Source organism: Ramlibacter ginsenosidimutans (assembly GCF_016654015.1).
Lineage (GTDB): Bacteria > Pseudomonadota > Gammaproteobacteria > Burkholderiales > Burkholderiaceae_C > Ramlibacter > Ramlibacter ginsenosidimutans.
In genome coordinates this window covers 1,082,656-1,102,937 of the sequence record NZ_JAEPWM010000001.1, presented here as the reverse complement: position 1 = coordinate 1,102,937, position 20,282 = coordinate 1,082,656, and the positions used below count along the sequence as shown (strand labels likewise).

The 20,282-nt window shown below is 69.2% G+C and carries 15 protein-coding genes and 1 riboswitch; of the genes, 12 read left to right on the top strand and 3 right to left on the bottom strand.

Features of this window, described 5'->3' with window-relative positions; genetic code table 11:
* Positions 1-89 precede the first annotated feature (89 nt).
* Both JJB11_RS05415 and JJB11_RS05410 read left to right on the top strand, forming a co-directional pair.
* A complete protein-coding gene (locus JJB11_RS05415; protein ID WP_201964608.1) occupies positions 90-2,387 on the top strand; it encodes an ATP-binding protein in 2,298 nt (765 codons plus the stop codon).
* 327 nt (positions 2,388-2,714) lie between these two features.
* Positions 2,715-3,692 (top strand): radical SAM protein, encoded by a 978-nt coding sequence (locus JJB11_RS05410; protein WP_201166854.1) that lies wholly within the window; start codon positions 2,715-2,717, stop codon positions 3,690-3,692.
* 96 nt (positions 3,693-3,788) lie between these two features.
* Here JJB11_RS05410 and recQ read toward each other — a convergent pair whose 3' ends face one another.
* On the bottom strand, positions 3,789-5,648 hold the full coding sequence (gene recQ / locus JJB11_RS05405; protein ID WP_377371698.1) for a DNA helicase RecQ: 1,860 nt from the start codon (positions 5,646-5,648) through the stop codon (positions 3,789-3,791).
* 49 nt (positions 5,649-5,697) lie between these two features.
* Here recQ and JJB11_RS05400 point away from each other — a divergent pair, with 49 nt between their 5' ends.
* The 3 genes from JJB11_RS05400 to JJB11_RS05390 all read left to right on the top strand — a co-directional run bounded on the left by JJB11_RS05400 (position 5,698) and on the right by JJB11_RS05390 (position 10,168).
* Complete coding sequence (locus JJB11_RS05400) at positions 5,698-6,744, top strand: homocysteine S-methyltransferase family protein (protein WP_201166852.1); 1,047 nt, start codon at positions 5,698-5,700, stop codon at positions 6,742-6,744.
* A gap of 67 nt (positions 6,745-6,811) precedes the next feature.
* A riboswitch (S-adenosyl-L-homocysteine riboswitch) is annotated at positions 6,812-6,908 on the top strand.
* A 21-nt stretch (positions 6,909-6,929) separates the two neighbouring features.
* Positions 6,930-9,653: a methionine synthase gene (metH, locus tag JJB11_RS05395; protein ID WP_201166851.1), complete on the top strand. Its 2,724-nt coding sequence runs from the start codon at positions 6,930-6,932 to the stop codon at positions 9,651-9,653.
* A 77-nt stretch (positions 9,654-9,730) separates the two neighbouring features.
* The gene (locus JJB11_RS05390; RefSeq protein WP_201964607.1) at positions 9,731-10,168 is read left to right on the top strand and encodes a glycine zipper 2TM domain-containing protein; all 438 of its coding nucleotides are present in this window, start codon (positions 9,731-9,733) and stop codon (positions 10,166-10,168) included.
* 47 nt (positions 10,169-10,215) lie between these two features.
* Here JJB11_RS05390 and JJB11_RS05385 read toward each other — a convergent pair whose 3' ends face one another.
* Together JJB11_RS05385 and JJB11_RS05380 are read right to left on the bottom strand one after the other, a co-directional pair.
* Complete coding sequence (locus JJB11_RS05385; protein ID WP_201166849.1) at positions 10,216-11,403, bottom strand: MFS transporter; 1,188 nt, start codon at positions 11,401-11,403, stop codon at positions 10,216-10,218.
* 78 nt (positions 11,404-11,481) lie between these two features.
* Positions 11,482-13,011 carry a YifB family Mg chelatase-like AAA ATPase gene (locus JJB11_RS05380; RefSeq protein ID WP_201166848.1) on the bottom strand — a complete coding sequence of 510 codons (1,530 nt, stop codon included), beginning with the start codon at positions 13,009-13,011 and terminating at the stop codon, positions 11,482-11,484.
* A gap of 224 nt (positions 13,012-13,235) precedes the next feature.
* Between JJB11_RS05380 and JJB11_RS05375 the strand changes: the two genes are divergently transcribed.
* The 7 genes from JJB11_RS05375 (at position 13,236) to glcF (ending at position 20,272) form a co-directional block, all read left to right on the top strand.
* Positions 13,236-13,973 (top strand): TorF family putative porin, encoded by a 738-nt coding sequence (locus JJB11_RS05375; RefSeq protein ID WP_201964606.1) that lies wholly within the window; start codon positions 13,236-13,238, stop codon positions 13,971-13,973.
* A 19-nt stretch (positions 13,974-13,992) separates the two neighbouring features.
* Positions 13,993-14,331 (top strand): P-II family nitrogen regulator, encoded by a 339-nt coding sequence (glnK, locus tag JJB11_RS05370; protein WP_201166846.1) that lies wholly within the window; start codon positions 13,993-13,995, stop codon positions 14,329-14,331.
* Positions 14,332-14,361: 30 nt separating this feature from the next.
* Positions 14,362-15,897 (top strand): ammonium transporter, encoded by a 1,536-nt coding sequence (locus tag JJB11_RS05365; protein ID WP_201166845.1) that lies wholly within the window; start codon positions 14,362-14,364, stop codon positions 15,895-15,897.
* 231 nt (positions 15,898-16,128) lie between these two features.
* Positions 16,129-16,977 (top strand): aldose epimerase family protein, encoded by an 849-nt coding sequence (locus JJB11_RS05360; RefSeq protein ID WP_201166844.1) that lies wholly within the window; start codon positions 16,129-16,131, stop codon positions 16,975-16,977.
* Entirely contained in the window at positions 16,974-17,897 is a 924-nt protein-coding gene (locus JJB11_RS05355) for an SMP-30/gluconolactonase/LRE family protein (RefSeq protein WP_201166843.1), read from the top strand. The genes JJB11_RS05360 and JJB11_RS05355 overlap by 4 nt, the downstream gene beginning before the upstream one ends.
* Positions 17,898-17,957: 60 nt before the next feature.
* Positions 17,958-19,043, top strand: a complete 1,086-nt coding sequence (gene glcE, locus JJB11_RS05350) for a glycolate oxidase subunit GlcE (RefSeq protein ID WP_201166842.1) — start codon at positions 17,958-17,960, stop codon at positions 19,041-19,043.
* A complete protein-coding gene (gene glcF, locus JJB11_RS05345) occupies positions 19,043-20,272 on the top strand; it encodes a glycolate oxidase subunit GlcF (protein ID WP_201166841.1) in 1,230 nt (409 codons plus the stop codon). The genes glcE and glcF overlap by 1 nt, the downstream gene beginning before the upstream one ends.
* Positions 20,273-20,282: the final 10 nt, after the last annotated feature.

The following is a 20,282-nucleotide window of genomic DNA, read 5'->3' as shown; positions in this document are numbered from 1 at the left end:
TGCCGGGATGGGGAGGGTCACGGCGCGGCGGCTTCCCATGTAGCATGATGTGGCGCTATCGTAAGGCGCCACTGTCCCCTGGAGCCCGATTGGCCAAGCGTTCGCTCGACTCGCAAGTACTTCCCTCGCCGGGCCTCAAGGATGCGCCGGTGCTGGACCTGATGTGCTCGCACTTCGTGTTGACGCTCGCGGCGAAGCAGGGCGCCAAGTTCAACGTGCGCCGCGACTTGAACGGCCTGCTCTCGCTGGCGGGCCGCCACCTGGCCTGGCCCGCGCCGTCGCTGGATCGCCTGCGCGAGTTCCTGGGCCGCCGCTGCAAGGACAACGAGTTCTGGCGCGGCCACGAACAGCTCACCGCACGCGAGTTCCTCGACCGGCATGGAGTGTGGCGCGGGCCCTACGAAGAAGGGACGTTGTTCTTCTATTTGGACGAATATGCGAAGGACCAGCCCAAGGACCTGCTGTCGGTGCTGGCCGTCACGGGCGAGTGGCTGACGCACGCGCTGAAGAAGCACTCGACGCTGGTCGAAAAGAACATCGACGCGCTCGCCAGCCTGCTGCAGTTGAACAAGGCAGAGCGGGCGCTGCTGCTGTACGGAACGCTCGCGCGCTACCAGCGGGACCTGCGCAGCCTGCTGGTCGAATTCAAGGTGAGCAATGCGCCGGAGGCCTATGCGGCGATCGCCGAAGTCGCCGGCGTCAGTGCCGCGGAGGTGGGCGAAGCCTTGCGCGCCGGCTCGCGCCTGGAACGCATCGGGCTGGTCGAGAACCTGATCTCCGAGCACAACATCACGGACCTCGCCGACCTGATGAAGGTGAGCGAGAAGCTGCCGCCCGTGCTGATGCGCGAATACCGCGACCAGAACGAGCTGATGGCGGTGTTCACGCGCCCGTCCGCCAAGAGCACCCTGGTGCCGGAGGACTTCGCCTTCGTCGCCGAGGACACGGGCGTGCTGCAGGCCTTGTTGCGAAACGCCGTGGATCGCAAGGAGCCGGGCGTGAACGTGCTCCTGTACGGGCCGCCCGGCACCGGCAAGACGGAGCTGGCGAAGGTGGTCGCGCAAGCCGCGGGCCTGGAACTGTTCGAGGTCGAATATGCGGACCGCGACGGCAACTCGCTGTCCGGGCGCGACCGGTACCGCTCGCTGCAGATCGCGCAGGTCTTTCTCAAGGGCAGCGCGCAGGCGGCGCTGCTGTTCGACGAAGTCGAGGACGTGTTCCCGCCCATCTCCAGCGAAGCCGCGCAGATGATGGCGCGCGCCGAGCAGGTCGTGGCACCGGGCTCGGGCAGCGTGAGCGGCAAGGCCTGGGTCAACCAGATCCTCGAGTCGAACCCGGTGCCGACGATCTGGGTGACCAACCGCATCGAGCAGATCGATCCCGCATTCCGGCGCCGCTTCGCCTATCACCTGGAGCTGAAGTCGCCACCGCCCGGCGCGCGCGAAGGGCTGGTGCGCAAGACGCTGGAAGGCGTCGACGTCTCGCCCGGGTTCGTCGCCAAGCTCACCGAGCGCAAGGGCCTGACGCCCGCGCAGATCCGCACGGCCGCGCGCTTCGCCAGCCTGGCCGCTGCGGAGGGCGCCCGGGCCGAGGACCTGATCGAGCGGCAGCTGCGCAACGCGGACCGCGCGCTGGGCACCCGCAGCAGCGATGGCGCCGTGCGTCCCAGCGTGACCACCTACGACCTCGAGATGCTGAACGTGGAGTCGCGCTTCGAGGTGCCGCGCATCGTGGAGGCGCTGAAGGCGCGCGGCCACGGCACGCTGTGCTTCTACGGTCCGCCGGGCACGGGCAAGACGGCGCTCGCCGAACACATCGCCCGCAACCTGGACCAGCCGCTGCTGGTGAAGCAGGCGAGCGACCTCATGAGCAAGTTCGTCGGCGAGACCGAGCAGAACATGGCGGCCATGTTCCGCGAGGCCGAGGCGGAAAAGGCGGTGCTGCTCCTCGACGAGGCGGACAGCTTCCTGCAGGACCGCCGCGGCGCGCAACGCACCTACGAAGTCACCGAGGTGAACGAGATGCTGCAGGGGATGGAACGCTTTGCCGGCATCTTCATCTGCACGACCAACCTGATGGACCGCATCGACCAGGCGGCCTTGCGCCGCTTCGCCTTCAAGATCCGGTTCCGCCCGCTGACGCTGCCGCAGCGCGAGCGCATGTTCGTGACCGAGGCGCTCGCGGGCGAGGCGGCGCAACTGGGCGCGGAGGCGCGTGCGCGACTGGCGAAGCTGGAACACCTGTGCCCCGGCGACTTCGCCGCGGTCAAGCGCCAGGTGGAGATCCTGGCGGCGCAGCTCTCGCCCGAGGAGTTCCTCGAGCAGCTGGAAGCGGAGCACCGCATCAAGCCGGAAGTGCGCGAGGCGCGCAGCATCGGCTTCACCTGATGTGCGTCAGCCAGGCGGAGACGCATTGTTGGCGCTTGCCCCTTGAGCGTCGGACCGGGCCTGCATGGCACAGTCGTTGACGGAACTGTTGAGCCAGGTGTTCCGCCGCGCTGATGGCCTGACCGGCAAAGGTCTGTCGCCCCACAGGCCGCTGCCGGCCCAGCTTTCGTGGGTTTGTTTCAATCTCGTACAGTCGTACACCCGGATCTCGCCTAGAACTTGTCTCGCCACTACGCGGAAATCGAGTGCCGTTCGGTAGTGGGGCTTTGATGTGGTCCGCCGGTCGCCAGGCAGGTGCACTCCAAGTCGTGAAGCTGGAGCTTGACGATGGCGCATCATGCGGATCACGGATTCCCTGCGGTGGCTGCCCGGCCGCCGAAAGTCTGGCGCCCCAGTGTTGAAGTGAACTTGACGGAGCACTGCAACCTGTCGTGCTATGGCTGCAACCACGCCTCCCCGCTCCTCGCGGAAGAATTCCTGTCAGTGGACGCGTTCATTGCGGACTTCGAGGCCCTTGGCCAGGCTTTTCACTCGGGCGAATTGCGCCTCGTGGGTGGTGAGCCGCTTCTTCACCCCGAGCTGGCCCGAATCATTGCGGAAGCAAAGCGCATTGGCGTTGCAGACCGGATCGTCATGTTCACCAATGGGGTCCTGCTGCATCGGATGCAGCCGGGCGTGTGGGAGCTCCTCGACGAGATTCGGGTTTCTGCATATCCCGGCGTCACGAGAAGGCTCAGCGACGAGGACTGCGCCGCCTCGGCGAAGCGATACGGAGTCCAGCTGGAAATCACGTACATCGGACAGTTTCGCCAGACGCTGCTCAATGAGCGCATCAAGGATGACCAGCTCGTCGCTTCCATTTATCGCGACTGCAAGGAAAAGGGTGAATGGTCCTGTCACATCCTGCGTTACGGCAAGTTCTACAAATGCCCCATCGCCGCGGTGACCGGGGAGCGACTGCGGATGCTTGGGATCGAGTTCCACGAGAATCCAGGCGATGCCGTCCAGGTCGCAGGTAATCCGAACCTGCGGGAAGACCTGCGAAGGTACCTCGCCGACGAACGTCCCTTGGCAGCCTGCGCATACTGCCTCGGGACCTCCGGTCCATCCGTTCCTCACCGCCAGATGAATCGGGCAGCGAAGATCTACTGGCTGCAGGAAAGTCATTCGCCGGATATCGAGGCGACGCGCGTGAACGTGCACGACCGGGTAGCGCGCGTCCTGTCCTGGCTGCGATCCCATCGTTGTCGGCGCGGTCGATCCAACCCGAAGGCGCATTCCGCTGGTGCGAAGCGATCAGGGTAGGCCTGCCATCGAGCCCGACGCGGAGGCGGTGCATGTGCTGCCGTCACGCAGGCTGGGCCGGTTTCGAACGGGATCGGGAATTGTTCGACTCCTCTCTCAGGCCAGCGCCTGCAGCACGTCCAGTACCTGCGGCCCGTAGCTCTCCAGCTTCTTCTCGCCGATGCCGCTGATGCCGCGCAGGTCGGCCAGCGAGGCGGGTGCCAGCGCGGCGATCGCCGCCAGTGTCGCGTCCGGAAAGATGATGTACGCGGGCAGGTTGTGCGCCTTGGCGACGTCGGAGCGCCAGGCCTTCAGCGCCGCAAAGCGCTCCTGCGCCTGGCCGTCCAGCGCAGCGGCCACGGCGGGCGTGGCCTTGCTGCCGCGCTCGCGCCGGGTGCGTCCGGCGGGCTGGCTCACCGATTCGCGCAGCAGCACCTGGCGCTCGCCCTTGAGCACGGCGCGCGAGCCGGCCGTGAGGTGCAGCGTGTTGAACGATGAGGCGTCCACGGCCAGCGCCCCGGTCGCGATCAGCTGCCGCAGCACGCCGCGCAACTGCTGCTCGGAATACTGCGCACCGATGCCGAAGGTGGACAGCTGCTGGTGGCCGAACTGGCGCACCTTCTCGGTGTCCTTGCCGCGCAGGATGTCCATCAGGTGCCCGGCACCGAAGTGCAGGCCATTGGCCTGCTGCACGCGGTAGATGGTGGACAGCAGCATGCGCGCGGCTTCCGTGCCGTCCCAGACTGCAGGCGGGCTGATGCAGTTGTCGCAGTTGCCGCAAGGCTCGGACGCTTCGCCGAAATACGCGAGCAGGCGCACGCGCCGGCAGTCGGTCGCTTCCGCCAGCGCCAGCAGCGCATCGAGCTTGCCGCGCAGCGCCTGCTTGAATTCCTCCGGCGCGGGGCTCTCGTCGATCATGCGGCGCTGGTTCACCACGTCGCCCAGGCCGTAGGCCATCCAGGCATCGGCCGGCAGGCCGTCGCGGCCGCCGCGGCCGGTCTCCTGGTAATAGCCTTCGATGTTCTTGGGCAGGTCGATGTGCGCGACGAAGCGCACGTCGGGCTTGTCGATGCCCATGCCGAAGGCGATGGTCGCCGTCATCACCACGCCGTCGTCGCGCAGGAAGCGGTCCTGGTGGCGCTGCCGCACCTGCGCATCGAGGCCGGCGTGGTAGGGCAGGGCGTCGACACCCTGCTTGCACAGCAGCTCCGCGATTTCCTCCACGCGCTTGCGCGACTGGCAGTAGACGATGCCGGCCTCGCCCGCGTGTTCGCGCTCGATGAAGCGCAGCAGCTGCAGCGTGGGATCCTTCTTCTCGACGATCGCATAACGGATGTTGGGCCGGTCGAAGCTGCTGACGAACTGGCGCGCGCGCTCCAGTTGCAGGTGCTGCACGATGTCCTCGCGCGTGAGCGCGTCCGCCGTCGCCGTGAGTGCGACGCGCGGCACGCCGGCAAAGCGCGCATGCAGCAGCGCCAGCGCGCGGTACTCGGGCCGGAAGTCGTGGCCCCACTGGCTGACGCAATGCGCCTCGTCGATCGCGAACAGGCTGAGCTTGCCCTCGCGGTGCAGCGTATCGAGCAGGCCCAGGAAGCGCGGCGTCGTCACGCGCTCCGGCGCCGCGTACAGCAGCGTGAGCTCGCCGCGCAACAGACGCCGCTCGACGTCCGCGGCCTGTTCGGCGTCCAGCGTCGAATTGAGGAAGGCGGCCTTCACGCCCGCTTCTTCCAGCGCGCCGACCTGGTCGTGCATCAGCGCGATCAGCGGGGACACGACGATGGCCGTGCCGTGCCCGTCCTGCTGGCGGGCCAGCGCGGGGATCTGGTAGCACAGCGACTTGCCGCCACCGGTGGGCATGAGGACCAGCGCGTCTCCGCCGGCGATGACGTGCGCGATGATCTCGGCCTGGGCGCCACGGAAGGCGTCGTAGCCGAAGACGTCTTTGAGGAGGGAGAGGGCGTTGCTCAAGGGGCCGATTGTCCCGTACGGCACCTGTCCAACGCTTTGTTCCTAAAATCAGCCGACCATGAAACCTGTGATCTATACCCGGGGCCAGGCCCTGCCCGGCCTGCTCGCGCAGCGCATCCTCGTCCTGGACGGCGCGATGGGCACCATGATCCAGCGCTTCAAGCTGTCCGAGGTCGACTTCCGCGGCGAACGGCTGAAGGACCACCCCAAGGACCTGAAGAACAACAGCGACCTGCTGGTGCTGACCCGGCCGGACGTGGTGCGTGACATCCACGAGGGCTACCTCGCCGCCGGCGCGGACCTGATCGAGACCAACACCTTCGGCGCCAGCGCGATCGCGCAGGAGGACTACGGCCTGGCCCATCTCGCGCGCGAGATGAACCTCGCCGCCGCGCAACTGGCGCGCGCAGCCGCCGACAAATTCTCCACGCCCGACAAGCCGCGCTTCGTCGCCGGCGCGCTCGGCCCCACGCCGCGCACGGCCAGCATCAGCCCCGACGTGAACGATCCCGGCGCGCGCAACGTCGACTTCGAGCAGCTGCGCGCGGCCTACCACGAGCAGGTCGTCGCGTTGATCGAGGGCGGCGTGGACCTGCTCTTGGTCGAGACCATCTTCGACACGCTCAACGCCAAGGCGGCGCTGTTCGCGATCGACGAAGTCTTCGCCGAGACGGGCGAGCGGCTGCCGGTGATCATCAGCGGCACCGTGACGGACGCCTCCGGCCGCATCCTGAGCGGCCAGACCGTCACGGCCTTCTGGTACAGCGTGCGCCACGCGCGCCCGCTCGCCGTGGGCCTGAACTGCGCGCTCGGCGCGGCATTGATGCGCCCCTACATCCAGGAGCTCAGCCGGGTCGCGGCCGACACTTTCATCAGCTGCTACCCCAACGCCGGCCTGCCGAACCCGATGAGCGAGACCGGCTTCGACGAGACGCCGGAAGACACCTCGCGCCTGCTGCACGAATTCGCTGCCGAAGGGCTGGTGAACATCGTCGGTGGCTGCTGCGGCACGACGCCGGAGCACATCGCGGCCATCCGCCAGCAGGTCGAGCCGCTGCCCACGCGCAGCCTGCAGCGCGCGCCGTTCTATCCCGAAGCGGCCTGACGAGCCGACGGGCCCACGCGGCGAGGGTGCTTTCCACCGCGCCGCGTGCGAACGATTAAAATCCGTCCTGCTCAAGGAGCGCTGCAGCGGCCTTGGGAGCGTGTTGGCCCCGCAACCCGCTTCCCGCCGTCAGGCTTGAGATGATCCAACCGCGCTCACCCTGGAACCAACCAAGAGGTGAGTGAATGCAGGAGCAGCCCTCCGTTTCCCCCATGAAGCTGGCCGGCCTGGAGCCCGTCTCCATCGGCCCCGGCAGCCTGTTCGTCAACATCGGCGAACGCACCAATGTCACCGGCTCCAAGGCCTTCGCGCGCCTCATCCTGGCCGGCCAGTTCGAGCAGGCGCTCGCGGTGGCGCGGCAGCAGGTCGAGAACGGCGCCCAGGTCATCGACATCAACATGGACGAGGCCATGCTGGACAGCAAGGCCGCCATGGTGCGCTTCCTCAACCTGATCGCCAGCGAGCCCGACATCGCGCGCGTGCCGGTGATGATCGACTCGTCCAAGTGGGAGGTGATCGAGGCGGGCCTGCGCTGCATCCAGGGCAAGGGCATCGTCAACTCGATCTCGATGAAGGAAGGCGAGGCCGAGTTCAAGCGGCAGGCGACTCTCGTGCGCCGCTATGGAGCGGCCGCCGTGGTGATGGCCTTCGACGAGCAGGGCCAGGCCGACACCTACCAGCGCAAGATCGACATCTGCCAGCGCGCCTACCGCATCCTCGTCGACGAACTCGACTTCCCGCCCGAGGACATCATCTTCGACCCGAACATCTTCGCGATCGCGACGGGCATCGAGGAGCACAACAATTACGCCGTCGATTTCATCGAGGCGACGCAGTGGATCAAGGCGAACCTGCCGGGCGCGAAGGTCTCCGGCGGTGTCTCCAACGTGAGCTTCTCCTTCCGCGGCAACGACCCGGTGCGCGAGGCGATCCACACGGTGTTCCTGTACCACGCGATCCGCGCCGGCATGGACATGGGCATCGTCAACGCCGGGATGGTGGGCGTGTACGACGAGCTCGAGCCGGAGCTGCGCGAACGGGTGGAGGACGTGGTGCTGAACCGCCGGCCCGACGCCGGCGAGCGCCTGGTGGAGATCGCCGAACAGGCCAAGGGCGCGGCCAAGGACGAAGGCAAGAAGAACGAATGGCGCCAGCTGCCGCTGGAGCAGCGCCTGGCGCATGCGCTGGTGCACGGCCTCACCGACCACATCGTGGCCGACACCGAGGAGATGTACCAGAAGGTGCTCGCCAGGGGCGGGCGCCCGCTGCACGTCATCGAGGGCCCGCTCATGGACGGCATGAACATCGTGGGCGACCTGTTCGGCGCCGGCAAGATGTTCCTGCCGCAGGTGGTGAAGTCCGCACGCGTGATGAAGCAGGCCGTGGCCCACCTCATTCCCTACATCGAGGAAGAGAAGAAGCAGCAGGAAGCGGCCGGCGAGGACGTGCGGGCCAAGGGCAAGATCGTCATCGCCACGGTGAAGGGCGACGTGCACGACATCGGCAAGAACATCGTGACGGTGGTCCTGCAATGCAACAACTTCGAAGTCGTGAACATGGGTGTGATGGTGCCCTGCCACGAGATCCTCGCGCGGGCGAAGGTCGAAGGCGCGGACATCGTCGGCCTGTCCGGCCTCATCACGCCCTCGCTGGAGGAGATGCAGTACGTCGCCAGCGAGATGCAGAAGGACGACTACTTCCGCGTGAAGAAGATCCCCTTGCTGATCGGCGGCGCGACCACCAGCCGCGTGCACACGGCCGTGAAGATCGCGCCCCATTACGAAGGGCCGGTGGTCTACGTGCCCGACGCGTCGCGCAGCGTGAGCGTGGCGTCGGGCCTGCTGTCGGAGCAGGCAGCGCGCTACATCGCGGAAGTCAATGCGGACTACGAGAAGGTGCGCCACCAGCACGCCAACCGCAAGCAGGTGCCGCTGTGGCCGCTGGCCAAGGCGCGCGCCAACAAGACGCCGGAGGACTGGGCGCACTACACGCCGCCCAAGCCGAAGTTCATCGGCCGCCGCGTGTTCAAGAACTACGATCTTGCCGAGCTGGCGCGCTACATCGACTGGGGGCCGTTCTTTCAGACCTGGGACCTGGCCGGCCGCTTCCCGGACATCCTGAAGGATGAAGTGGTGGGGGCGGAGGCGGTGCGCGTGTTCTCCGACGGCCAGCGCATGCTCAAGCGCCTGATCGAGGGACGCTGGATCACCGCCAACGCGGTGATGGGCTTCTGGCCCGCGAACACGGTCCGCGACGACGACATCGAGCTCTATGCGGACGAAAGCCGCACGCAGACTGTGCTGACCTGGTACGGACTGCGCCAGCAGGCGGAGAAGGAGATCATCGAGGGTGTGCAGCGTCCCAGCCGCTGCCTGTCGGACTTCGTGGCGCCCAAGGGCGTGGCGGCCGACTACGTGGGCGCCTTCGCCGTCACGGCGGGTATCGGCGTGGACAAGAAGGAGCAGTACTTCCTGGCCGACCACGACGACTATTCGGCCATCATGCTCAAGGCCCTGGCGGACCGGCTCGCGGAGGCGCTCGCCGAAGCGCTGCACCAGCGCGTGCGCAAGGACCTGTGGGGCTACGCGCCGGACGAGGCGTGGACCAACGAGGAACTCATCGCCGAGAAGTACCGCGGCATCCGCCCCGCGCCCGGTTATCCGGCGTGTCCCGACCACAGCGTCAAGCGCGACCTGTTCGCGCTGCTGCAGCCCGAGGACATCGGCATGGGCATCACCGAGAGCATGGCCATGACGCCGGCGGCGAGCGTGAGTGGCTTCTATCTGAGCCATCCGGACAGCCGCTACTTCAGCGTCGGTCGCATCGGCGAGGACCAGCTCGTGGATCTCGCGCAACGCCGGGGTGCCGAGGTGCGCGAGCTGCAACGTTTGCTTGCACCCAATTTGTGAAGCTTTCCACGAATGGCTGGGCTTGCCGTGAACCGGTCGTGCCGGTTGGCCGTTGAATGCGGGCAAGGAGAAAAGCCATGAAGAAACTCGCCATCGCCACCCTGTTCGCCATCGCCGCCAGCGGCGCGCTCGCCCAGCACCCGCACGGCCTGCCGCCGGGCATCGCCAAGAAGCTCGCCGCCTGCGAAGACTGCGGGCACGTCACCAGCGTGCACCAGGAAAAGCGCAAGGGTGAAGGCGGCGCGGTCGGCATCGTCGGCGGCGCGGTCGTCGGCGGCCTGCTCGGCCACCAGGTCGGCGGCGGCAACGGCAAGACGCTCGCCACCGTCGCCGGTGCGGCCGCCGGCGGCTACGCCGGCAACGAGGTGCAGAAGCACGTGACTTCCAAGACCGTGTGGGTGACCAAGGTCGAAATGAAGGACGGCAGCACGCGCATCTTCGAGCAGGAAGCCGCGCCCGGCTGGAAGACCGGCTCCGTCGTGAAGCTCCACGGCAAGGGCCTCGCCGCCATCTGAGGCGGCCCGCGGCTGCTGCGGCTTCATGAAGCCGCCAGCAGCCGGTTTCAGTGCGGCAGCAGCGAGCGCTTCTGTGCCAGCGCCAGGCACAGCGCACTCGCCACACCCACGACCAGCAGCACCAGCAATCCCCAGCGGTACCCCGCTTGCTGGGACCACAGCACACCCAGCAGCAGCGGCGCGAGCGCGCGCGACACCGCTTGCGGCACACCCAGCGCGCCATTGAGCGACGCGACGTGTTCGCGGTTCACGTACTGCGCGATGGCCGTGCCCTTCACGATGGTCAGCATGCCGTTGCCTACGCCATAGAGCAGCACGAACAGCAGGCCAGCAGCCGGATGCGCGGCGCCGGCGATCAGCGCGGCGAGCGCCAGCGGGATCAGCACCGGGATGATCCGGTTCGCCACGTGCAGGTCGAAGCGGTGCTCGAAGAAGTACAGCAGCAAGCGTCCCAGCACCTGCATCACGCCGATGGAGGCCGGGATCGCGATCACCCAGGCTTCGGACAGGCCGCTCTCGCGCAGCAGGCTGATCAGGTGCGGCGGAATGGCCGCGGTGATCGCCATCATCCCGACGACGAACACGCCGATCAGGAGGAAGGGCGCACTGCGCAGGAGCAGGCGCGGGGAGTGCCCGCCGTGCGAATGTGGCGCCGCCGCGGCCGGTGCATCGCGCAGGCAGATGGCATGCAGCGGTGCGCACACCAGCAGGTGCACGGCGGCCAGGATCCACAAGGCCTCGCGCCAGCCGAAGCGCGCGATCAGCCAGGCCGACAGCGGGATGAACACGCTGCTCGCGAGGCCGCCGAGGAAGGTCATGGTGATGATGGCGCGCCGGAAGTCCTGCGGGAAGCGCCGCGTGACGACCGCGAACACCGGCGTGTAGAGCGTCGCGGCCAGCCCCGCTCCGAGCAGCGCCCAGGCGGCGAGGAAGCCGGCGGCCGAATGGATTCGCGCATGCCACGCGAGTCCGGCGGCGATCACCAATGAGCCGCCCGTCATCACCACGCGCTCGTGCCCGCGGTCGATCCAGCGGCCGACCGGGTAGGCGCACAGTCCCTCGGCGAGCAGCGCCAGGCTGAAGGCGAGCGACGACTGCGCGCGCGTGAGGCCCAGCTCCTGTTCGACCGGCGCGAGCAGCAGCGCGAAGGTGTAGAAGACGCTGCCCCAGGTGATCAGCTGGGCCAGCGAGAGCCAGAGCACGAGCCGGCGGTCATGGCCCGCGGGCGCGCTCATGCCAGGCCAGGCGTGGTTCGCATGGCCGGCATTCTCGCAGGGGTGGGCGTCGCGCCGGCCCCCAGGGCGCCGCCGGATTCAATGCAGTCCCGGCAGTGCCCGCCGGTACTGCACCGCCTCGGCGACGTGCACCACCGCGACCGACGCTGATGCCGCGAGGTCCGCGATGGTGCGCGCCACCTTGAGCGTGCGATGGGTGGCGCGCGCGCTCCAGTCCAGGCGCTGCGCGGCCAGCCGCAGGAACTCGCCGGCCGCCGGCGCCAGCGCGACGTGGCTGGCGATTTCCTCGCCGTGCAGGGCCTGGTTGGCCTTGCCCTGGCGTTGCAGCGCGCGCTCGCGGGCGGCCGCACAGCGCGCCTGCACGGCGGCGCTCGTTTCGCCCGCCGGTGCGTCGAGCAGTTCGGCCGCCGCCATGGCGGGCACTTCCACTGTCATGTCGATGCGATCGAGCAGGGGTCCGCTCAGGCGTCCCTGGTAGCGCGCCACCACGTCGGGCGAGCACCGGCACGCGCGCGCGGAGCCGAGCCAGCCGCACGGGCACGGGTTCATCGCGGCGACCAGCTGGAAACGCGCGGGGAATTCGCTGCGGCGCGCCGCCCGCGCGATGGTGATGCGTCCGCTTTCCAGCGGCTCGCGCAAGGCTTCGAGCGCACTTCGCGGGAATTCGGGCAGCTCGTCGAGGAACAGCACGCCGTGGTGCGCCAGCGAGATCTCGCCCGGACGCGGCGGCGAGCCGCCACCGACCAGCGCCACGGCGCTGGCGGAGTGGTGCGGCGCGCAGGTCGGCCGGCGCGACCAGTGTTCCAGGGCGAAGCGGCCCGCGAGGCTCGCCACCGCGGCGCTCTCCAGCGCTTCGCTCACGCTCATGGGCGGCAGCAGGCCCGCGAGCCGCTGCGCCAGCATCGACTTGCCGGCACCCGGCGGCCCGATGAGCAGCAGGCTGTGGCCGCCGGCCGCGGCAATTTCGAGCGCGCGCCGCGCCGCGGCCTGTCCCTTGACGTCGGCGAGGTCCGGATGCTGGCTGGTGGCAGCGGGCGGCGTGGCGGCGACCACGGGCTCGCAGCCCTCGCCATCCGCTGCGTCGTCGCTGGGCGGCTGGAAGTGCCGCACGACGGCGAGCAGGTGCCGCGCCCGCAGCACGCGCGCACCGGGCACCAGCGCCGCTTCTTCCGCGCTGCCAGGCGGCAGCACGAGCTGCGCTTGCGCATCGCTCGCATGCAGCGCCAGGGCGACGGCCAGTGCGCCGCGCACCGGCCGCAGTTCGCCGGACAGCGACAGTTCGCCCGCGAACTCGTGGCCGGCCAGCCGCGCCGCGTCGATCTGGCCGCTGGCCGCCAGGATGCCCAGCGCGATTGGCAGGTCGAAGCGGCCGCCGTCCTTGGGCAGGTCCGCCGGCGCCAGGTTCACGGTGATCCTCTTGTTATGGGGGAAGTCCAGGCCCGCGTTCAGCAAGGCCGAGCGCACGCGCTCCCGCGCCTCCTTCACTTCCGTGTCCGCGAGCCCGACCAGCATGAAGTTGGGCAAGCCGTTCGCCAGGTGCACCTCGACGGTCACCGCCGGCGCATCGAGACCGAGCAAGGCGCGGCTTTGCACCAAACAAAGGCTCATGGATCGCGTCCTCCCGGTTCCAGTGCATGAATGACCCTGGTGCGGAACGAATGAGGAAGTTCGCACCCGGCTGGTGCAGATCGCGGCCGCTGCACCAGGCGCTGGCCTCCACAACGCACGCCGGCGAGGGTGGAGGACGGCCGCTCCCCTCCGGATGAGGGATGGCACGGCTCCTGCTAATCAAGCCGGCAGCCTCCTTTTCCAACAAACGCACGGAGCATCTCGTGAAGAAACTGAAACTCGTCGTTCTGCTGTCCAGCCTTGCGGCATCGGGCGTCGCGATGGCGCAGGCCGAAGCCCCGAAGGCGCCCGAGCCGGACTACACGCTGGCCTACAACATCGGCGCGGTCACGGACTATCGCTACCGCGGGATCTCCCAGAGCCGCGGGCGGCCGGCCCTGCAGGGCGGCATCGACTTCGCGCACAAGACCGGCTTCTATGTCGGCACCTGGGCCTCCACCATCCAGTGGGTCAAGGACGCCGGCGGCAGTTCGGACGCCGAGGTCGACATCTACGGCGGCTACAAGTTCACCGGCGGCCCGATCGGCTTCGACGTCGGCGTGCTGCGCTACCTCTATCCCAACGCGGACATCTCCCCCAGCCCGTTCACCACCGAGATCTACGTGGCCGGCACCTGGGGTCCCGCAACGCTCAAGTACTCGCATGCGGTGACCAACCTGTTCGGTTTCGCCGACAGCAAGAACAGCTACTACGTGGACCTGAGCGCAGCGTTCGAGCTGCCGTGGTGGGGCCTGACCTTCAACCCGCACATCGGCCGCCAGAACGTGGAGAACAACTCCTCGTCCTCCTACACCGACTGGTCGCTGGGCCTGGGCAAGGACTTCGGCAACGGCTTCAGCGCCTCGCTCGCCTACGTCGACACCAACACCAGCAACTACGTCGGGGCCGGCAAGAACCTGGGCAAGGCCACCGCGGTGCTGGGCGTGAAGTACTCGTTCTGAGCCGCCCCAAGGAGCAAGCATGAAACTCGTCACCGCCATCATCAAACCCTTCAAGCTCGACGAAGTGCGCGAGGCCCTCTCGGGCATCGGCGTGCAGGGCATCACCGTGACCGAGGTGAAAGGCTTCGGCCGGCAGAAGGGCCATACCGAGCTGTACCGCGGCGCCGAATACGTCGTGGACTTCCTGCCGAAGGTGAAGATCGAGGCGGCGGTGTCCGACGACCTGGTAGAGCGCGTGATCGAGGCCGTCGAGGCCGCGGCGCGCACCGGCAAGATCGGCGACGGGAAGATCTTCGTGTACGACCTGGAGCAAGTCGTCCGCATCCGCACCGGCGAGACCGGCAAGGAAGCGCTCTAAGCATTTCACTTCAATCAAGAGAGCCAAGACATGAGGACATTTCTCGCTTCCCTCGCCGTCGGCCTGGGACTCCTGATCGGCAGCGCCGCCGCTGTCGCCCAGGCGCCCGCCGCGCCGGCAGCCACGACCACCACAACCCAAGCGGCGCCCGCGGCGCCTGCAACTGCTGCCCCCGCTGCCCCCGCTGCCGCTGCGACCGCGGCGCCGGTGGCCGCCACTGCGGCGGCGGCTCCTGCTTCCGCCGCGCCTGCGCCGGTCCCCAACAAGGGCGACACCGCCTGGATGACCGTCTCGACGCTGCTGGTGCTGATGATGACGGTGCCCGGCCTGGCGCTGTTCTACGGCGGCCTGGTCCGCAGCAAGAACATGCTGTCGGTGCTGATGCAGGTGTTCGTCGTCACCTGCATGATCTACATCCTGTGGGCCATCTACGGCTACAGCGTCGCGTTCACGGGAGGCAATCCGTTCTTCGGCGGCTTCAGCAAGATCTTCCTCTCGGGGATCACGGCTGACTCCACGGCGGCGACCTTCAGCAAGGGCGTGGTGATCCCCGAACTGACGTACATGGCGTTCCAGGCGACCTTCGCCGCGATCACCTGCACGCTGATCGTGGGCGCCTTCGCGGAGCGCATCAAGTTCTCCGCCGTGCTGCTGTTCTGCGCGATCTGGTTCACGTTCTCCTACCTGCCGATCGCGCACATGGTGTGGTACTGGGACGGCCCGGATGCGATCACCGATGCCAAGTCGCTCGAGACCGTCACCGCCGCCGGCGGCTGGCTGTGGGCCAAGGGCGCGCTCGACTTCGCGGGCGGCACCGTGGTGCACATCAACGCCGGTGTCGCCGGCCTGGTGGGCGCGTACCTGGTGGGCAAGCGCATCGGCTTCGGCAAGGAATCGCTCGCGCCGCACAGCCTGACGCTCACGATGGTCGGCGCTGCCCTGCTGTGGGTGGGCTGGTTCGGCTTCAACGCCGGCTCCAACCTGGAAGCCAACGGCGGCGCCGCACTCGCGTTCGCCAACACGATGATGGCCACCGCTGCCGCCACGCTCGCCTGGATCAGCGGCGAGGCGCTGTCCAAAGGCAAGGCCTCCATGCTGGGCGCCGCTTCGGGCGCCGTCGCCGGCCTGGTCGCGATCACTCCGGCGTGCGGCTTCGTCGGCGTGATGGGTTCGATCGTCATCGGCCTGCTGGCCGGGCTGGTCTGCCTGTGGGGCGTCAACGGCCTCAAGCGCCTGCTGGGCGCGGACGACGCGCTGGACGTGTTCGGCGTGCACGGCGTGGGCGGCATCCTGGGCGCGCTGCTGACCGGCGTCTTCGCATCGCCCTCGCTCGGCGGCGTCGGCATCTACGACTACGTGGCCAACAAGACGAGCCCCGACTACTCGATCGCCAGCCAGGTCTGGATCCAGTTCCAGGGCGTGCTGACCACGGTGGTGTGGTCCGGCGTGGTCGCCTTCATCGCCTACAAGATCGTCGACCTGCTGATCGGCCTGCGCGTGACGGAAGAAGAAGAGCGCGAAGGCCTGGACATCAGCAGCCACGGCGAGACCGCGTACAACCGCTGAGCCTCGGCGAGCGGCGCGCGCGCCAGGCACGCCGCGCGCCGCCGGACAAGCAAGATCTCCTTTGGATGTTGGCCCGCCTCGGCGGGCCTTTTTTTTCCTCGCCGCGACGTGCCGGTAGCGCAACCGGTCATGCAGGGGGCCCGGACGAGCACCGGGCAGCGCGTCCACCGCCGGTACCCGGCCCGTGCCCGACCCATGCACAATGGGCGCACAGGCCGAGGAGACCCGTCCATGATCGAACTGCGCGCGGGAGCGCTGCGCTGCGAACTCGTTCCCGAACGGGGTGGAGCGCTCGCGGGCTTGTGGTGGCGCGACGTGCCCGTGCTGGCCTCGACGCCCGGCGCCCGGCTGGGCTCGGCGCGCGAGGCCGCGTGCCATCCCCTGGTGCCGTTCTCCAATCGCGTGGGACAGGCGGCCGTCGTCTGGGAGGGCACCTTGCAGCCGCAAGTGCATCACCCGGGCGATGCGCCAGCGGCGATCCACGGGCTCGGCTGGCAGCGACCGTGGGAGGTCCTGGAGTCGGATGCCTCGACCGCGATGCTCGCCTTCGAACACCGCGCCGACGCCAGCTGGCCGTTCGCCTTCGACTGCTCGCAGACGCTGCGGCTCGCGCCCGACGCGCTGGAGATGACGCTGGCGGTCACCAACCAGTCCGGTCGACCCGCTCCCCTGGGACTGGGGTGGCGGCTGCTGTTCGACCAGCGCCCCGGCGCCCGCCTCGCCTTGCGCGCCAGCGGGCGCTGGGACATGGATGCCGACCGGCTGCCTGTGCGGCGCACCGGCGTCTCCGGACTGCAGACCGCGGTCGCCGCCGTCGGAGCGGACCGCAGCTACGACGGTTGGGACGGCGGCGTGACCGTGGACGACGCGCTGCTGCGTGTGCGCCTGCACACGGGGCTCACGCACCTGGTGGTCGCGAGCGAGCCGCAGCACCTCGTGCTCATTCCTGCGAGCCACGTGCCGAACGCCGTCCATTGCTATGCGAGTGGCGCGCCCGCGCAGGACCTGGGCCTGGCCTTGCTGCCACCCGGTGCGTCGCTGGTCGCGCAGGTGCGGATCGCCCCGGAGCCCGCCGCATGAAGTGGGAGCTCGCCGTCGCCGAACCGGATGCGCTGGGCGAATCCCCGTTCTGGCATCCGGGCGAGCAGACGCTGTACTGGGTCGACATCCCAGGCCAGCGCGTGCGCCGGTGGCATCCGGCGAGCGGCGCCCAGGACACGTGGCCCCTGCCGCAGTCGCCCGGCTGCATCGCGCCGGCGGCGAGGGGAGGCCTGGTGCTCGCCCTGCGCGACGGCATCTACCGCGCTCGCAGCTGGCGCGGCCCGCTCGCGCCCATCGTGCGCTTCCAGCACGGCGCGACCACACGCTTCAACGATGGCAAGGCCGATCCGCTGGGCCGCTTCTGGGCCGGCACCTACTACGAGCCCAAGGACGCGAGGAAGGCCGATCTGTATTCGCTCGACTGCCGACCCGACAACCCGGAGCGGGGCAAGCCGCTGGTGCAACTCAAGGCGACCAACGCCACCAACGCCAACGGCCTGGCCTGGTCGCCGGACCGGCACACCGTGTACTGGACCGACACCGCACGCGCCTTGATCCAGGCATGGGACTGGGAGCCGCAGGGCAACGCCATGCGCAGGCACCGCATCTTCCGCCAGTTCCCCGGCAAGCCTCCGGGCTGGAGCCCGGGCCAGCCAGGCTATGGCGGCCGGCCCGACGGCGCCGCCGTGGATGTCGAAGGCCACTACTGGGTGGCGATGTACGAAGGCGGGCGGCTGCTGCGCCTCGCGCCCGATGGCGCCATCGCCGCGGAATTCGAGCTGCCGGCACGCTGTCCCACCATGCCCTGCTTCGGCGGCCCGGACGGGCGCACCTTGTACCTCACCACGGCGCGCGAGGGGCGGCCGGCCGAAGAACTCGCCGCGTATCCGCACTCCGGCTGCGTGCTGTCCGCGCGCGTGGACGTCGCCGGCCTTCCCACCAATTTCTTCATCGACTGAGAGCGTGATTTCCAGTGGCCCGGGCGGGTGGGGGCCCGCGTGGCCGTAACATGCGCGACCATGGACGCCCTCTCATCGCTCGCGGACCGCATCCGCGCCGCCTCGGCAGCAGGCACGCCCCTGCGCATCCGGGGCGGCGGCACCAAGGACTTCTACGGCGAGCGGCTGGAAGGCGAACTGCTTTCGACGCAGGACCTCGACGGCATCGTGAGCTACGAGCCGAGCGAGCTGGTGGTCACGGTCCGCGCGGGAACCTCGCTCGCCGCACTCGAAGCCGCGCTGGCCGAACGCGGGCAGTGCCTGCCGTTCGAGCCGCCGCACTTCGGCGCCGGCGCCACCGTGGGCGGCATGGTCGCCAGCGGCCTCTCCGGCCCCGCGCGTGCGAGCGTGGGCAGCGTGCGCGACTACGTGCTGGGCCTGCAGCTGGTGAACGGCCGCGGCGAAGCGCTCGTCTTCGGTGGCCAGGTGATGAAGAACGTGGCGGGCTACGACGTGTCGCGCCTCATGGTCGGCGCGATGGGCACGCTGGGGCTCATCACGGAGGTGAGCCTGAAGGTGCTGCCGGTCGCGCCCGCCGAGGCCACGCTGCGCCTGCGCCTGCCGCAGGAGGAAGCACTCGCGCGCCTCAACACCTGGGGCGGCCAGCCCTTGCCCCTGAACGCCAGCTGCTGGCTGGAGGAAGAGGGCCAGGGCACGCTGTACCTGCGCCTGCGCGGCGCGCGCGCGGCCGTCGATGCCGCGTGCCGCAGCCTCGGTGGCGAGCGCCTGGACAACGCCGGTGCGGCGCCCGAATGGGACCGGCTGCGCGAACAGCGCCTGCCCTGGTTCACCGCCGCGGCCGGCCAGGATCTCTGGCGCCTGTCCGTTCCGCAGACCGCCCCGGTGCTGGAACTGCCGGCCGTGCCGCTGGTCGAATGGCATGGCGCCCAGCGCTGGGTGCACGCGGCTGCCGCCGACGCGGGCCGCATTCGCGAGACCGCGCTGCGTGCGGGCGGACACGCCACCTTGTTCCGCACGGCGCGCACCGATGCGAGCGGCCGCATGACGCCGCTGGCGCCGGCGCTCGCCGCCATCCACGAACGACTGAAGCAGCAATTCGATCCCGCGGCCGTCTTCAACCGCGGCCGCCTCTACCCGCACTTCTGATGCAGACCCATCTCTCCCCCGAATTCCAGGGCACGCCCGAAGGCGAGGAGGCGGAAGCCATCCTGCGCAAGTGCGTGCATTGCGGGTTCTGCACCGCGACCTGCCCCACCTACCAGGTGCTGGGCGACGAGCTCGATGGTCCGCGCGGCCGCATCTACCTGATGAAGCAGGTGCTCGAAGGCGAGCAGCCCACGCGCAAGACGCAGCTGCACCTGGACCGCTGCCTCACCTGCCGCAATTGCGAGAGCACCTGCCCGAGCGGCGTGGACTACGGCCGGCTGGTGGACATCGGCCGCGCCATCGTGGATCGCAAGGTGCCGCGCGGCGTGCCCTCACGCGCGCTGCGCATGGCGCTGGGCGACGGCCTCAGCTCGCCGCTGTTCAAGCCGGCGATGCGGCTCGGCCAGGCCGTGCGCGGCCTGCTGCCCGCGCGGCTGCGCGAGAAGGTGCCACCCAGGCAGGAGGCGGGCCGCCGGCCGAGCGCGACGCACGCGCGCAAGGTGCTGATGCTGGCCGGCTGCGTGCAGCCGGCCATGATGCCCAACATCAACACCGCTACGGCGCGCGTGCTCGATGCCGCCGGCATCCAGACGGTGGTCGCTGCCGAAGCGGGCTGCTGCGGCGCGCTCAAGTTCCACCTGAACGACCAGGACGGCGGGCGCGCGCAGATGCGCCGCAACATCGACGCCTGGTGGCCCTTCGTGGAGCGCGGCGAGGTCGAGGCGATCGTGATGAACGCCTCCGGCTGCGGCGTCACCGTGCGCGAGTACGGGCACCACCTGCAGCACGATCCCGCGTATGCCGCCAAGGCCGCGCGCATCTCCGCGCTCACGCGCGACCTGAGCGAGCTGCTGCCGGACCTCGTGCCGGTGCTGAAGGACAAGGTGCGGCCGCAGGCGGGCGTGTTCGCCTACCACGCGCCTTGCACGCTGCAGCACGGGCAGAAGCTGCGCGGCGGCGTGGAGCAGGGCCTGGCGGCGCTCGGTTTCACCGTGCGCGTGGCGATCAACGAATCGCACCTGTGCTGCGGCTCCGCGGGCACCTACTCCGTGCTGCATCCGGACATCGCGCACACGCTGCGCGATCGCAAGCTGGGGCACCTGGACGTGCTGGAGCCGCAGGCGATCCTCTCGGCCAACATCGGCTGCATCCAGCACCTGCAAGGCGGCACCCAACTGCCCGTGCGCCACTGGATCGAAGTGCTGGACGCGGCGCTGGCGCCGGCCTGATTCCCGCTGG

Bases quoted from the DNA above. Each gene is read 5' to 3' on its own strand.
- JJB11_RS05410 (WP_201166854.1), top strand. From the start codon at position 2,715: ATGGCGCATCATGCGGATCACGGATTCCCTGCGGTGGCTGCCCGGCCG.
- JJB11_RS05400 (WP_201166852.1), top strand. From the start codon at position 5,698: ATGAAACCTGTGATCTATACCCGGGGCCAGGCCCTGCCCGGCCTGCTC.
- metH (WP_201166851.1), top strand. From the start codon at position 6,930: ATGCAGGAGCAGCCCTCCGTTTCCCCCATGAAGCTGGCCGGCCTGGAG.
- JJB11_RS05390 (WP_201964607.1), top strand. From the start codon at position 9,731: ATGAAGAAACTCGCCATCGCCACCCTGTTCGCCATCGCCGCCAGCGGC.
- JJB11_RS05385 (WP_201166849.1), bottom strand. From the start codon at position 11,403: ATGAGCGCGCCCGCGGGCCATGACCGCCGGCTCGTGCTCTGGCTCTCG.
- JJB11_RS05380 (WP_201166848.1), bottom strand. From the start codon at position 13,011: ATGAGCCTTTGTTTGGTGCAAAGCCGCGCCTTGCTCGGTCTCGATGCG.
- glnK (WP_201166846.1), top strand. From the start codon at position 13,993: ATGAAACTCGTCACCGCCATCATCAAACCCTTCAAGCTCGACGAAGTG.
- JJB11_RS05365 (WP_201166845.1), top strand. From the start codon at position 14,362: ATGAGGACATTTCTCGCTTCCCTCGCCGTCGGCCTGGGACTCCTGATC.
- JJB11_RS05360 (WP_201166844.1), top strand. From the start codon at position 16,129: ATGATCGAACTGCGCGCGGGAGCGCTGCGCTGCGAACTCGTTCCCGAA.
- JJB11_RS05355 (WP_201166843.1), top strand. From the start codon at position 16,974: ATGAAGTGGGAGCTCGCCGTCGCCGAACCGGATGCGCTGGGCGAATCC.
- glcE (WP_201166842.1), top strand. From the start codon at position 17,958: ATGGACGCCCTCTCATCGCTCGCGGACCGCATCCGCGCCGCCTCGGCA.
- glcF (WP_201166841.1), top strand. From the start codon at position 19,043: ATGCAGACCCATCTCTCCCCCGAATTCCAGGGCACGCCCGAAGGCGAG.